Source organism: Cupriavidus sp. 22TCCZM04-2 (assembly GCF_057798895.1).
The window spans coordinates 191,460-204,804 of the sequence record NZ_JBYOJS010000007.1 but is presented as its reverse complement, the minus strand read 5'-3'; the positions used below and the strand labels follow the sequence as shown (position 1 = coordinate 204,804).

Genomic DNA, 13,345 nt, shown 5'->3' with positions numbered 1-13,345 from the left:
GACGGCCGCGCTGCGCCGTCGGACTGAGGCTGCTCCAGTCCGATAGCGTGGTGGAGCAAGCGGCGGTTGCCGACCCCGTAGGTGCAGCGGCGCGCGGGGCAATACCAGCCGGTCATGTCGGCCGCGACGTGGCGGCCGAGCACGAGGCCATCGTCAGAGCCGTGGTCGCGCGCGATGCGGACCGGGCCTGCAAGCTGTGGGTGTTCTGCGGCGACGGCGAGATGGACGAGCCCGAGTCGCGCGGCGCGCTCGGCATGGCCGGGCGCGAACAACTCGACAACCTGGTCTTCGTCATCAACTGCAACCGGCAGCGCCTGGACGGACCGGTGCGCGGCAACGGCAAGATCATCCAGGAACTCGAATCGGAATTTCGCGGCGCGGCCGCCATGCTGGAGCAGGACTGGGGCGTGCAGGCGGACCTGTGGGGCTGCCCGAGCTTCACCGAGCTGGCGCGCGACGGCAATGCGGCGGTGCGCTGGAACCTGCTGCATCCGGACGAAACGCCGCGGCAATCGCACGTGGAGCGTTGCCTGGCCGAAACGCTGGGCCCGGTGATTGCCGCGACCGATTACGTGCGCATGCTGGCCGAGCAGATCCGCCCGTTCGTGCCGCGCGCCTATACCGTGCTGGGCACCGACGGCTACGGGCGCTCGGACACGCGCGAGAAGCTGCGCGATTTCTTCGAGGTGGACCGCCGCTGGATCACGCTGGCGGCCCTGAAGGCGCTGGCGGACGAAGGCAAGCTGGAACGCGGCGTGCTGCGCGAGGCCATCGGAAAATACGGGATCGATCCGGAGAAGCCCGATCCGTTGTTTGCCTGAGCGGCCGCTGGTGCCGCCGCGCCGCGCGGCTCAGGCGGCGGCGCCTTGCAACAGCCTGAGCGGCCCGGCCCCGGCCCCGGCAAATTCCGGGTCTTCCCACGGCGGCCGCGCCAGCGAGGCCTGGAGATACTGCACCAGCGTGCGCAGCTTGACCGAGCCGAAGCCACTGCGCGGATAGACGGCAAAGATGCCGTCGTCCACGGGCGGCAGCTCCGGCAGCACTTCCACCAGGCGGCCGGCACGCAGATCATCCCAGACGATGAAGCGTGGCAACACGGCCAGGCCCTGCCCGGCCAGCGCCGCGTCGCGCAGCACTTCGCCGTTATTGGCGGTGAACACGCCGCGCGGCGTGGTGCTGCGCAGGCCGGCCTTTGCCGACGGATCGGCGAAGGCCCACACCTGCCCCGGCGGTGAGTTGCTGTAGGCCAGGCAGGCGTGCTGCACGATATCGTCGAGCATGCGCGGCAGGCCCGCGCGCTCGGCATATGCGGGGCTGCAGCACAGCACGCGCCGGCTGACCGCGAGCTGGCGCGCGATCAGCGAACTTTCGCCGAGACGCGTGATGCGGATGGCCATGTCGTAGCGCTCGTGGCCCACATCGGCGAGCTTGCCGTCGAGTTCGAGAATCAGGTTCAGGCGTGGATGGTCGCGCGCAAAGGCCGCGATCAGCGGCGACAGCCAGCGCGTGCCGAAGGTCATCGGCGCCAGCACGCGTAATTCCCCACACAGCTCGCGCGCGGCGTCCGGGACCGCCTGCGCCGCATGGTCGAGCTGGCTCAGCGCGGCGCGCGCCTGCTCGTAGAAATAGCGGCCGCTCTCCGACGGCCGGATGCTGCGCGTGGAGCGCTGCAGCAGCGATACCCCCAGCTCGCGCTCCAGGTCGCTGATGCGCTTGCTGACCACGGATTTGGACAAACCCATGCGCCGTGCCGCGGCGCTGATGCCGCCAAGCTCGACCACATGGAGATAGGCCTGGATATCTTCGGTTCGCAATGACATCAATGTCCCCTCGCAGGTCCGCCGAGGCCGCCCGCCTTGGCGGCGCCCCATGATGGTGGACCTCTGTTGCTCGATACGACAGTCCAAGCATAGTATTGGGACGAATTCGCCTCTAGATGGCAAATGCGCGCATCAGAGTCCTGTTTCATGAACGATGAGGACACGGTTTGCAAGACCTGAACGATCTCTACCTCTATGTGCAGGCCGTCGACCATGGCGGCTTCGCGCCCGCCGGCCGCGCGCTGGGCATGCCGAAATCCCGCCTCAGCCGCCGCATGGCGATGCTGGAGGAACGACTTGGCGTGCGCCTGATCCAGCGCTCGACGCGCCGTTTCGCCGTAACGGAGATCGGGCGCATCTACTATGAGCACTGCAAGGCCATGCTGGTGCAGGCGGAGGCCGCGCAGGAAGCCATTGAACTCACGCGTGCCGAGCCGCGCGGCACGGTCCGCGTGACTTGCCCGGTCGCGCTGCTGCAGGCCCATGTGGGAACGATGCTGGGCGAGTTCATGGCGCGGCATCCGCAGGTGACCATCCATCTGGAGGCCACCAACCGGCGCGTCGATCCGGTGGCGGAAGCCATCGATGTCGCCATCCGCGTGCGACCGCCACCGCTCGAAGACAGCGACCTGGTCATCCGCCCGCTGGCGGAGCGCAGCCAGTGCCTGGTCGCCAGTCCGTCGCTGGTGCAGGCACTCGGCATGCCGCAGTTTCCCGCCGCGCTCCATGACTGGCCGAGCCTGGCCATCGGCACGCCACAGGCGGACCACGCCTGGCGGCTGTTCGGCCCCGACGGGGAGCAGGCCAACATCCATCACCGCCCGCGCTATGTCACCGGCGACATGGTGGCCGTGCGCAATGCGGCCGTCGCGGGCGTCGGGGTCTGCCAGCTGCCGGTGATGATGGTGCGCGACCAGCTCGGCGACGGCTCGCTGGTGAAGGTCCTGCCAGGGTGGGCGCCGCGGCGCGAGATTCTGCATGCCGTCTTTGCCTCGCGGCGCGGTCTGCTGCCGGCGGTCAGAATGCTGATCGACCACCTGGCCGAGCACTTCGGACAGATGGAGGAAGAGTAGCCGGCGGAATCCCCTCGTCCGGGCCGCAGATCAGGCGGCCTGTGTGGCCGGCAATCCGGCGAGATAGCTGTGGATCTGCGCGACCACGGCCGCGCCCTCGCCTACCGCCGCGGCGACACGCTTGGTCGACCCCGAACGCACGTCACCGATCGCGAATACGCCTGGCACGCTGGTCTGCAAGGGATACGGCACCGCCGACGCGCAGCCCAGCGCGCCCCCGCCCGTGCGCACGAAGCCCTTGTCGTCGGTCTCCACATTGCAGGTACGCAACCACGACGCATTGGGATCGGCACCGATGAACAGGAACAGGTGGCGCACCGGCAGCGACACCAGGGCGTCGCTTTCCGCGGGCGCGTGATAGCGCACGTCGGAAAGCCAGCCGTCCCCGTTGAGCGCACGGATTTCCGCATGGGTGTGGAGTTGTACGTTCGGCAGCCCGGCGATCCGGTCGATCAGGTAGCGCGACATGGTGGCAGCCAGCCCCTGTCCGCGCACCAGCATATGCACTTGTGCCGCATGCGTCGCCAGGTACACGGCGGCCTGTCCGGCGGAGTTGCCGCCGCCCACGAGCATCACCGGCTCGTTCTTGCACAGCTTGGCCTCCACGGGGGAGGCCCAGTAGTACACGCCGCATCCCTCGAAGCGCTCGAGCGCGGCAATCGCCGGCCGGCGGTATTGGGCGCCGGTGGCGATGACCACCGTGTGCGTCGGGATCATGCGGCCATCGGCCAGCTCCAGCCGGATCGGGTCCGAACCGCAATGCAGGGCCTTGACCTCGAGCGGAATGGCAATGTGGGCGCCGAACTTGAGCGCCTGCACGAATGCGCGCCCGGCCAGCGCCTGGCCGGAAATGCCGGTGGGAAAGCCAAGGTAGTTCTCGATGCGCGCGCTGGCACCGGCCTGGCCGCCCGGCGAGCGGCAATCGATCACGGCGACCGACAGGCCTTCGGACGCGGCATACACGGCCGTGGCCAGGCCGGCCGGACCCGCGCCCACCACCACCACGTCATAGACGTGCGCCGGGTCGAATTCAGGCAGCAGGCCAAGGCAAGAAGCCAGCTGGCCTTCGTCGGGTGCGCGTAACACGCGGCCGTCCGGGCAGATCACGAGCGGAAAGTCCGACGCCGGCGCGTTCGCGAACTCGCTCAGGCAGGTGCAATCGCGCTCGGTGTCCATGTCGATCACCGTGTACGGATGCCCGTTGCGGCGCAGGAACGCCTGCAGCGCCAGCAGCAATGGCTCCGTGCCGTGCCCGACCAGCACCGGACCGCTGCCGGATTCGATCAGCCCGACGCGGCGCAGGATCAGCGCGCGCATGATGCGCTCGCCCAGTTCGGCCTCCGCCACCAGCAGCGCGCGCAGGCGGTCGGGCGGAATGACGAATCCCTCGGAATCGTTCAGTGCGCGGCCGTCCACCAGCGACGGGCGGCCACTCAGGGTGCCGACTTCGGCCGAGAACATGCCCGGCCCGAGGTCGGTGATCAGGTTTTCGCGCCCGAGGCCGTCGCGGCGGACGATCTGGATGCAGCCACTGACCACCACGTACATGCCGCGGCCGGCCTGCCCGACCGAAAACAGGTGCTCGCCGGCGTGCCAGTGCTGCGTGGTGCCGAAATGGCGCATGCGAGCGACTTCCTCGGCGCTGAGCGTCGGGAACATCTGGTGCTGCCGCGATTCCAGCGTCGAATAGGGTGCGTCGAGGCCGGCTGCCGCCTCGGTGCCCGCCCCTTCAACGCCCGCCGTCAGTTCCGCCTGCGCCATGCTTGCCCCCGGTCATCCCTGGATTTGTCGGCTTGCGCCTGCAGCAGGCGCGGCCGACCCTCGCGCCTCATCGATAGTAGTCCGCAGCAGCGCGAAAGCGAGCGCGAGGGCGCGAGCGAGCCGCCTCGGGGCCGCCGGGAGTTGCGCATTCCGCCAGCTTGCGCTTGAATGTCCGCCTTGCCGGCTTCGGCCCACCGCACTACGACACGGACCCCTGATGAGCGCCACGCCCGAAACTCCTTCCCGCCAGCCGATACGGACCCTGACCCCGATCGAAGGGCGCGTACTCGGCGTCCTGCTGGAAAAGCAGCACACCGTGCCAGACACCTATCCGCTCTCGCTCAATGCGCTGACCGCGGGCTGCAACCAGAAGACGGCGCGTGCGCCGGTCATGAACGTCACGGAAGCGGAAGTGGTGGTCGCCATCGACGGCCTGAAAGGACTGAGCCTGGTGTTTGAAGGCAGCAGCAGCCGCGTGCCGCGCTTTGAACACAATATGGGCCGCGTGCTGGGCGTGCCGTCGCAATCGGCCGCGCTGCTCGCCATGCTGCTCCTGCGCGGTGCGCAGACGGCGGCGGAGCTGCGCCTGAACACGGTGCGACTGCATTCCTTCGCGGATATCTCGTCGGTCGAAGCCTTCCTTGACGAGCTGGCCGAACACGAACCGCCCTATGTCGTGAAGCTGGCGCGCGCACCGGGCGAGCGCGAGCATCGCTGGATGCACCTGCTCGGTGGCGAAGTCAGCGCGGAGAGCCTGGCCCCGAGCGGGCCAGCCACGGCCGAGGAATCGGTGGCGCCGTCCGAACTCGAACGGCTGCGCGCCGAGCAGCGCGAGCTTTCCAATCGCGTCCAGCGGCTGGAAGCCCTGGTCGAGCACATGGCCAGCCAGCTGGGCATCGACCCGGACGCGCTGGCCAGCTGACCGGCTTGGCCGCCGCCCCTTTCCTGCAGGCCGATGCGACCGCAGGTCGATTCAAGGTATGGGGGAAATTCCTGTCGGTTAATTGCGCAAACGGCTCGAACAGTGGTTTCCCGCTCAAGGGCTGCGGCGCCACGTACGCCAACACTTCGTGATGTGCGATGCCAGCACAGCCAGTTGCGCCACCGGCCTTGGTGTCGCCTAAGCTTTGCTCAAGACGACTTCAACCAGCCGGCGCTGGCTGCGCCGGACCCATATCATGGAAAAAACCGCTTTCGTCTTTGCCGGCGGCGGCAGCCTGGGGGCGATCCAGGTCGGCATGCTGCGGGAACTGGTAGCGGCGGGCCTGACCCCCGACCTCGTGATCGGCGCCTCCGCAGGGGCCATCAACGGGGCCTACTTCGCCTGCAACCCGGGGCGCGACGGGGCAGCGCGGCTCGAACAGCTGTGGCGCACGATCCGGCGCACGGAGATCATGCCGTGGTCCTGGCGCAGCGTACTGGGCATGCTGGGCGGCAGCCGCGGCTATCTGGTGGACGCCTACGGCTTGCGCACGCTGCTGAGCCGCAATTTTGGCGACGCGCGGCTGGAAGGCTCGGCGCTTCCACTACACGTCGTGGCCACCGACATGCAGAGCGGCGCGGAGGTCCTGCTTTCCAGCGGCGCGATCGTGGATGCGGTGCTGGCCAGTGCGGCCATTCCCGGCGTCTTCCCGCCCGTGCAGTTCGACGGTCGCACGCTGATCGATGGCGGCGTGGCGAACAATACGCCAGTGTCGACCGCGGTCCGGCTCGGGGCCACGCGCGTGATCGTGCTGCCGGCGGGCTTTACGTGCTCCGAGCGGCGGCCGCCGCGTGGCGCGCTGGAGCATGCCTTCAATGCGCTCTCGCTGCTCGTCGCGCGCCAGCTCGTCCATGATCTTCAGCACTGGAGCAGCCATGCGCATATCTCCGTGGTGCCGCCGCTTTGCCCGCTCGATATCTCGCCCTACGACTACTCGCGCTGCGGCGAGCTGATCGACCGCGCGGCAAGCACCACCGCGCAATGGCTGTCGCATGACGGGCTCGAAAGCGCGAATGTGCCAGGGGCACTCCATCCGCATACGCATGATGCGCAAGCGCCCAGCTGCAGTGCCGACATAACGCCGCCACGGCCGCCGCAGGCATCGTCCGGCGCGGAACACCACTTATAGCGCGGAGGGCACTCGCTCGACCTTCAGACTGAAGGGGGCCTCAGGGCAGGCGTGCCAGCAAGCGGTCGCGCAAGCTGGGCGGCAGCGCGAGCCGGCCCTTGCCGTCGACGGCGCCCGGGTCGAAGACCAGCACGCCGCGGTCCCAGTGCAGGCGCACGGGACCGGAGTTCGCGAACGTACGCTGGGCCAGCAGGACGTTGCGGCGGGCGCTGTACACGCGCACCAGCACCTTGTGCTCGGAAAGGTAGCAATACTCGGCCTCGTAGCGCGCCGAGGGGTCGGGCGTGGGCAGGCGCCGGCAGTTGTGGGCGTCCGCGCGCTCCCAGGCCCCGTTGCCGTAGAGGATCGCCGTCCACGTTGCCCCGAGTGCCAGCCCCCAACGCGTCCCGGTCGCGGCAAGCTGCATCGCCCGCCCGCGCCGTCCTTCGGCGCGGGAAAACACGAACCACACTGCGTGTGCCACCCCCACGACCAGCAGCAGTACCGCGACCCCGGCCAGATGGAAGTAAAAGGAGGATTCCGGCATGGCCGCCATGGCATGAGTCATGACCCGTCCCCAGACAAGCGTGAATGGAAACCCGAAGGGAAAATGCCTGGAGGACTGCGACGCGCGATGAGAAGCCATTACCCGGGACGCGGACCTCCGCGATTCATTCCGCACCCTCATATAAAGATCGCTTTAATTCTTTATATAATTATTTCGATGCGGAATTTAAATAATAATAATGCCGGCAATGGATTTTTAAATCCGGTGAATTACTGAATCCAAATGAACCCGGGTTATTCGCCGGCTCCGCCAACGAGCATGGCGTGGAATTCGCGGGCGGTCGGTGTGAATATCGCGGCCACCGCACTGGCCAGCGCGGCATCGCCGCTGCGGGCGGCATTTTCCAGCCTTTGCGCGAGCCGGTGGAAGCCCTGGCAGTCGGCAAGGTGCGCCGACGCTTTCACGCGATGCGCCACGCTGCGCAGGCTTTCCAGGCTGTCGCCTTCCGCTTGCAGCCTTTCGAGATCGGACTCTGTCGATGTCGCGAGCGCCTGCGCCAGTTCCGCGGCAAGCGCGGGATCGCCGAATGACTGGCGCGCAATGGCATCGGCCAGCCCCGCACGCTCCCTGCCTGAAATGGCCAGGTAGCCATGCCGGGCCAGCAGTCGGAAAACGGCTTCCTCGGTGACAGGCTCGGCCAGGGCATCATCGTAGAAGTCGCCCTGCGCCTGGCCTACACAGACCAGCAGTACACCATCCCGGCGCGCGCGCTGCAGCAGGCACGTGGCGACGAAGTCCGGAGCGGCCACGATCAGGCGCGGCACCGCAGCGGCAAGTACCGCGTCCGTCTCCGCGGCGGTCACGCATTGGGCGGACAAACCCGCGTCACCGAGCCACTGCGCCAGCCGCTCGCTCCAGGCGCTGCCCGACTGGGCCAGGATGAATGCGTCATGCATGGCAGTTCCTTCTTCACCCGATGGCGATATGGTGCCGCCGGGCGAAATCGATGACATCGACCAGCGAGCGCGCGCCCAGCTTTTCCATGATGCGGGTCTTGTGCGTACTGACGGTCTTGTTGGAAATGAACAGGACCTCGCCGATCTGCTTGTTTGACATGCCCTTGGCCAGCATCTGCAGTATCACCAGTTCCTTGTCGGACAGGCTGCCGAGGCGGCCCGCCTCGTCGCCCCCTTCAACGCGTCCAACAGCGGCGTCGGGCATGACCGAGTAGCCGGCCAGCACCGATTCCACGCAGCGGACAATCTCCGGCAGCTCCTGGGTCTTGCTGACAAAGCCGTTTGCGCCGGCCTGCCGGGCACGCGGGGCGAAGGTGTTCTGGTCCTGGCCCGAGATCACCAGGATACGCACGGTCGGCTGAATTGCCTTGAGCCGCGGGATAACGTCCAGGCCATTGATGCGTGGAATATCCAGATCCAGGATCACGACGTCGGGCGCATACTGGCGCACGATTTCGACGGCGGCCTGGCCATTGTCCGCCTCCAGAACGTGCGTCACGCCGAGGACCTGCGACAGGTGCGTCTTCAGCACGACACGCACCGCGGGGTGGTCGTCGACAATCAGGATTGTGGCCAAGGCAAGGGCTCCGTCTCAAATGGCATTGCCTGCAACGGCAGGCATTTATTGTCTGGCACACCATTGTGTTCAGCATTTTTCCGCATAGGCGCAGGAAATTTCCGAGTGCCGGTACGACTTTTCCCGATTCAACGAAACGCTAACAATTAAGCACTTTTAAGAGTTTGAGGTCCCCGGGACCCGTTGCCGACCGCATCATGATGCGCCCTAACGCGCCCACCGGGCAATGCAGGCGCGCAGTGCCTCCATGCGCACGGGCTTCGCCAGACAGGCGTCCATGCCCGCGTCGCGACACTGCCGCGCGATCTCGGTGCCCACCGAGGCTGTCAGCGCAACGATCGGCACATCGGCATTGGCTCCGGACCCGGACGCCCGGATCCGGGTCGCCAGTTCGAAGCCATCCATCCCGGGCATCTGGCAGTCCGTGAGCACCAGGGCGAAGGCGTGTTGCCCAAGCAGTTCCAGCGCCGCTTCGCCGTCCGACGCCACGGTGCAGTCCTGGCCCAGCTTTTCCAGCTGGCGCCGCATGATGACCTGGAACGGCAGATGGTCTTCTACCACCAGGATGGCCTTGCACTCGTCGAGTGGCGCGATCGACAACGGCCGCGGTGCAGCCGGATCTCCCGCCGCAAGCGCCGGTACGGGTTCGGCCACCGGCAAGGTCACGCACAGGGAGACCGTCGTGCCCGCGCCAGGCTCGCTGCTGAGTGTCAGCGTGCCGCCCATGTGCTGCGCCAGCCGCCGGCAGATCGCCAGGCCCAGCCCGCTGCCCCCGAAGCGTCGCGAGATGGTGCTGTCCGCCTGGGAGAACGGCGCGAACAGCAGCGCCTGCTGCTCGGGCGCGATGCCGACGCCCGTATCGGTCACACTGAGCGCCACGCGCTGGCGCTCGCCCTGGTCTTCCAGCAGCGCCAGCCGGACCCGGATCCCGCCGTGTGCCGTGAACTTGACGGCGTTGCCGACCAGGTTGAGCAAAATCTCCTTGAGCCGGGTGGGATCGCCGAGCAAGGCCGCAGCGACGTGCGGATCCGCATCGAACGTGAAAGCCAGCCCCTTGGCCGCGATCGCGGGCCGATGGACGGCCATGACGGATGCGACGAGCGCGCGCGGATCAACCGGCAGCGATTCCAGCTTCAGCTGGCCGGCCTCCAGCCGCGAATAGTCCAGGATGCCGCCGAGGATCTCCATCAGCAGGCCCGCGGCATTGTCGGCCAGCGCGACCTCCGAGGCTTGCTGCGCGCTCATCGGGCTGCCGCGCAGCAATTCCAGCGCACCGATCACGGCGGCCAGCGGGGTGCGGATCTCATGCGTCATGGTCGCCAGGAAGCGCGCCTTGGCCTGCGCCGCCTCTTCCGCGGTCGCGCGCGCTGCGGCCAGCGCGTCGAGCTGCCGATGTTCGTCGGTGGCGTCGCCGGCGTAGCCACTCCAGCGCAGTTGCCCCGATCCGGTCCGCACGGGCGCGCCGACGAACAGCCGCAGCCAGCGGATTTCGCCATCGACCACGATGCGCAGCTCGAACTGGGCTGCCGACTGCGCGGCCGCGGACTGGCGCAGGGCTTCGGCCATCTTGAGCCGGTCGTCAGGCAGCACGGACGCATACCGGCCGTCCACCACCGCGAGCAGCCGCTCGGCCGACCATCCGCGGTAGCGCTCGGCCTTGGCCGCGAAATACGAAAACCAATGCCGGCCGTCGGGATCGGCGCAAAGCTGGAACGACGCCACCGGCAAGGCATCGGAGATCTCGTCGAGCATGCGCTTGGCATCGAGCGCGGCGCGTTCCGCGGCCAGTTGCCCGGTGAGGTCGATGGTCGCCGAGACGACGCCCGCCACGGTGCCATCCGGCAGTCGCAGCGGCTGCGTGGCAAACAGGAGGTCGTGCCAGTCGCCGGCGGCGTCCTGTACGTGCAGGGCTTCCTCGACGCGCTGGCCGGACGCCTGGGCTCGCCCGACGGGCGACGCCACGGCCGCGATGATGTTGGCCGGCAAGTCGACCTCTGCGAGGGTCCTGCCCAGCATCTGCTCGCGGCCGATGCCAAGAAAGGACTCGAGCGCCGCGTTGACCACCATGTAACCGCCACGCTCGTCGCGCGCGGCAATCGGATAGGGCGCGGCATCGACAATGGCAGCCAGCACATCGCGCTGTTTGCCCAGCGCGCGCAGGCGACGGTAGAGGCGAGCCAGGCAGGCACCCAGCAGCACCAGGCAGGCCGCCAGCAGGCCAGTCAACGCAGTCGGCATCGCAAGCTCCATCGCTAAGGGGGACGCGCAGAACAATAATACCGCTCCACAGTGCCTTGCACGCCGCACCTGCAGGCTACTGGCAAGGTGCTCGGCATGGGAAGCCCACACCCTAATAGGAAGTTTCCGCACAGAAACTCAGACGATTCTGAAACTGCGGCGATGCAGGCATCCATAGAGTGTGCAGACAGAGATTGCGCCCGGCGACGTCCATGCCGTGCGGCGCGCTCCTTCATGCCCAGTTGCCTGCCTCCTCGATGCTGTCCGCCCTGCCCCCGCCGCTCCTCTGGCTGGCCGTGTGCCTGCCGGTGCTGCTCGCGTCCGCGCTGCTTGGCGCGCGGTTGCGCGTGCTGCGGCGCCGGCTTGCGCGCAGCCAGGCCTGCGCGGCAAGGCTGCGGCAGCGCCTGGCGCTTCATACCGCGGTGCTGGACAGCATCCCGCAGCCGGTCTACGTGCGCGACGCCGAGCAACGGCTCATCACCTGCAACCGCCGCTACGAGGAACTGGTCGGGGCCTCGCTGGCCTCGCTGCGCGGCCAGCCGCCGGACACACCGGGACAGCTTGCGGGCGTGATCGACGATATCGCCGAATTGTCGGAAGACTATCGTGACGTCATTGCCTCGGGCCGCCCGCTCAGCAAGGACCGCTGCCTGCATATCCAGGGCGCAAAGCGGCACGTGCTGAACTGGGTCGCGCCCTTGCCCGGCCCCGGCGCGGGCGAGACGGTGACGGCCCTGGCCGGCGGCTGGGTGGACCTGACCGAGCGCCACGACATGCTGGCGCAGCTGGCCGAAGCCAAGGCGCGCGCCGAAGCCGCCAGCCGTGCCAAGTCCACCTTCCTTGCTTCGGTCAGCCATGAGATCCGGACCCCGATGAACGCGGTGGCCGGCATGCTGGAGCTGGCGCTTAAACGGCCGGGCCTGCCGCCCGAGGATCAATGCATGCTGTCGACCGCGCATGATTCGGCGCTGGCATTGCTGGCCCTGATCGATGACATCCTCGACCTGTCGAAGATGGAGGCCGGCAAACTGAGCGTCCACGCAGTCCCGGCAAGCCTGCCGCAGTTGGTGGACGAGGTGCTGCAGATGCTCGGGCCGGTGGCCGCGCAGAAGCGATTGCCGCTGGTACCGGTCGTCGATACCGGCGTCGCGCCCGGGCACAAGGTAGATCCGCTTCGCTTCAGGCAGATCCTTGGCAACCTGGTTTCGAACGCCATCCGCTTTACCGATCATGGCGAGGTCCGCGTGCATCTGCGGGGCGGCCCGGTGAGCGCGGGCATGCAGGAAATCGAACTGACGGTGTCCGATACCGGCATCGGCATCGCGCGCGCCGACCAGGGCCGCCTGTTCCAGCCGTTCGAGCAGGCGCACGACCGCTCGCGCCCGCAATCCGGCGGCACCGGACTGGGCCTGGCCATCTGCCGACGCCTGGTCGCGGCCATGGGCGGCCAGATCCGACTGGAGAGCGCACCGGGCTCCGGCACGTGCGTGCAGGTCACCCTGCGGCTGCCAACGGCCTGCGCACCAGCCGCCGCCCCGGAACAGATCGTGCCGCCACCTGGCGCCGCAGCCACTAGTCCGCTGCATGTCCTGGTCGTCGACGACCATGCGCCCAACCGCCTGTTGCTGAAGTGGCAGTTCGAATACCTGGGCCACCGCGTCGAGACCGCCGCCGACGGCCACAAGGCCCTCGCACGGTTGGTCACTCCCGCGTCCGTGCAAGAGGATCCGTTCGATTTGATCCTTTGCGACTGCGCCATGCCGGTCATGGACGGCCTGGCGTTCGTCCGGGCACTGCGCGGGCGCAACGACGCACTGGCGCGCATTCCCGTGATCGGCTGCACCGCCAGCGCCGTACCCGAGGATCACCATGCCGCGCTGCAGGCGGGTATGGACGGCATTCTGGTCAAGCCGGTCGGATTGCAGGCACTGGGCGAAGCCGTGCGCACTTATGCCTGCGGCGCCGGCCCCGCGCCGGCATCCACGCCTGTGGCCCTTCCCCGGCCCTGCGGCGAGACGTCGCTGCCGTCTCCGGCCCCCAAAGCAGACCGATGGTGCGAGATCTGCGAGGCCATGAATGTGCAGTGCGACCGGTTCCGCCAGTCGTCTCCGTGACCGGCAAGCGGCCAGCCCGGCACAGGCCAGCAGGGAGAGGATCTTCCAACGGTGGTATCATGGACCCCACTTGCCATTCATCGATACCTGTCGGACTGAATGTGCTGGCCGCCAGACCACATCGGTCAACAGCGTGATCGAACATGCA

10 protein-coding genes and 1 pseudogene are annotated in these 13,345 nt (G+C 67.9%); 5 read left to right on the top strand and 6 right to left on the bottom strand.

Features of this window, described 5'->3' with window-relative positions; genetic code table 11:
- Positions 1-290: 290 nt before the first annotated feature.
- Positions 291-821: pseudogene (locus AC3FKG_RS13445) on the top strand (transketolase-like TK C-terminal-containing protein); the annotation flags it as partial.
- Positions 822-851: 30 nt separating this feature from the next.
- Here AC3FKG_RS13445 and AC3FKG_RS13440 read toward each other — a convergent pair.
- Positions 852-1,820, bottom strand: coding sequence for a LysR family transcriptional regulator (locus AC3FKG_RS13440; protein ID WP_488743320.1), 969 nt, complete (start codon positions 1,818-1,820; stop codon positions 852-854).
- A 167-nt stretch (positions 1,821-1,987) separates the two neighbouring features.
- On the opposite strand from AC3FKG_RS13440, the gene AC3FKG_RS13435 reads away from it, so the two are divergent.
- Positions 1,988-2,893 (top strand): LysR family transcriptional regulator, encoded by a 906-nt coding sequence (locus AC3FKG_RS13435; protein WP_488743319.1) that lies wholly within the window; start codon positions 1,988-1,990, stop codon positions 2,891-2,893.
- A 30-nt stretch (positions 2,894-2,923) separates the two neighbouring features.
- Here AC3FKG_RS13435 and AC3FKG_RS13430 read toward each other — a convergent pair whose 3' ends face one another.
- A complete protein-coding gene (locus AC3FKG_RS13430; RefSeq protein ID WP_488743318.1) occupies positions 2,924-4,654 on the bottom strand; it encodes an FAD-dependent oxidoreductase in 1,731 nt (576 codons plus the stop codon).
- 217 nt (positions 4,655-4,871) lie between these two features.
- Here AC3FKG_RS13430 and AC3FKG_RS13425 point away from each other — a divergent pair, with 217 nt between their 5' ends.
- Both AC3FKG_RS13425 and AC3FKG_RS13420 read left to right on the top strand, forming a co-directional pair.
- Positions 4,872-5,576, top strand: coding sequence for a YceH family protein (locus tag AC3FKG_RS13425; protein WP_483714014.1), 705 nt, complete (start codon positions 4,872-4,874; stop codon positions 5,574-5,576).
- A 256-nt stretch (positions 5,577-5,832) separates the two neighbouring features.
- Entirely contained in the window at positions 5,833-6,765 is a 933-nt protein-coding gene (locus AC3FKG_RS13420; RefSeq protein ID WP_483714013.1) for a patatin-like phospholipase family protein, read from the top strand.
- Positions 6,766-6,805: 40 nt separating this feature from the next.
- On the opposite strand, the gene AC3FKG_RS13415 is transcribed toward AC3FKG_RS13420, so the two are convergent.
- The 4 genes from AC3FKG_RS13415 to AC3FKG_RS13400 all read right to left on the bottom strand — a co-directional run bounded on the left by AC3FKG_RS13415 (position 6,806) and on the right by AC3FKG_RS13400 (position 11,083).
- Complete coding sequence (locus AC3FKG_RS13415; RefSeq protein WP_488743317.1) at positions 6,806-7,312, bottom strand: hypothetical protein; 507 nt, start codon at positions 7,310-7,312, stop codon at positions 6,806-6,808.
- Positions 7,313-7,545: 233 nt separating this feature from the next.
- Entirely contained in the window at positions 7,546-8,208 is a 663-nt protein-coding gene (locus AC3FKG_RS13410) for an Hpt domain-containing protein (RefSeq protein WP_483714011.1), read from the bottom strand.
- Positions 8,209-8,221: 13 nt separating this feature from the next.
- Complete coding sequence (locus tag AC3FKG_RS13405) at positions 8,222-8,845, bottom strand: response regulator (protein WP_483714009.1); 624 nt, start codon at positions 8,843-8,845, stop codon at positions 8,222-8,224.
- Between the two features lie 207 nt (positions 8,846-9,052).
- The gene (locus tag AC3FKG_RS13400) at positions 9,053-11,083 is read right to left on the bottom strand and encodes a hybrid sensor histidine kinase/response regulator (protein ID WP_488743316.1); all 2,031 of its coding nucleotides are present in this window, start codon (positions 11,081-11,083) and stop codon (positions 9,053-9,055) included.
- Positions 11,084-11,295: 212 nt separating this feature from the next.
- Between AC3FKG_RS13400 and AC3FKG_RS13395 the strand changes: the two genes are divergently transcribed.
- Positions 11,296-13,197 (top strand): ATP-binding protein, encoded by a 1,902-nt coding sequence (locus tag AC3FKG_RS13395; protein WP_488743315.1) that lies wholly within the window; start codon positions 11,296-11,298, stop codon positions 13,195-13,197.
- Positions 13,198-13,345 lie beyond the last annotated feature (148 nt).

What these genes read in the sequence shown, in the direction of transcription:
- AC3FKG_RS13440 (WP_488743320.1), bottom strand. Translation starts at nt 1,820, where the DNA reads ATGTCATTGCGAACCGAAGATATCCAGGCCTATCTCCATGTGGTCGAG.
- AC3FKG_RS13430 (WP_488743318.1), bottom strand. Translation starts at nt 4,654, where the DNA reads ATGGCGCAGGCGGAACTGACGGCGGGCGTTGAAGGGGCGGGCACCGAG.
- AC3FKG_RS13425 (WP_483714014.1), top strand. Translation starts at nt 4,872, where the DNA reads ATGAGCGCCACGCCCGAAACTCCTTCCCGCCAGCCGATACGGACCCTG.
- AC3FKG_RS13420 (WP_483714013.1), top strand. Translation starts at nt 5,833, where the DNA reads ATGGAAAAAACCGCTTTCGTCTTTGCCGGCGGCGGCAGCCTGGGGGCG.
- AC3FKG_RS13415 (WP_488743317.1), bottom strand. Translation starts at nt 7,312, where the DNA reads ATGACTCATGCCATGGCGGCCATGCCGGAATCCTCCTTTTACTTCCAT.
- AC3FKG_RS13410 (WP_483714011.1), bottom strand. Translation starts at nt 8,208, where the DNA reads ATGCATGACGCATTCATCCTGGCCCAGTCGGGCAGCGCCTGGAGCGAG.
- AC3FKG_RS13400 (WP_488743316.1), bottom strand. Translation starts at nt 11,083, where the DNA reads ATGCCGACTGCGTTGACTGGCCTGCTGGCGGCCTGCCTGGTGCTGCTG.
- AC3FKG_RS13395 (WP_488743315.1), top strand. Translation starts at nt 11,296, where the DNA reads ATGCCGTGCGGCGCGCTCCTTCATGCCCAGTTGCCTGCCTCCTCGATG.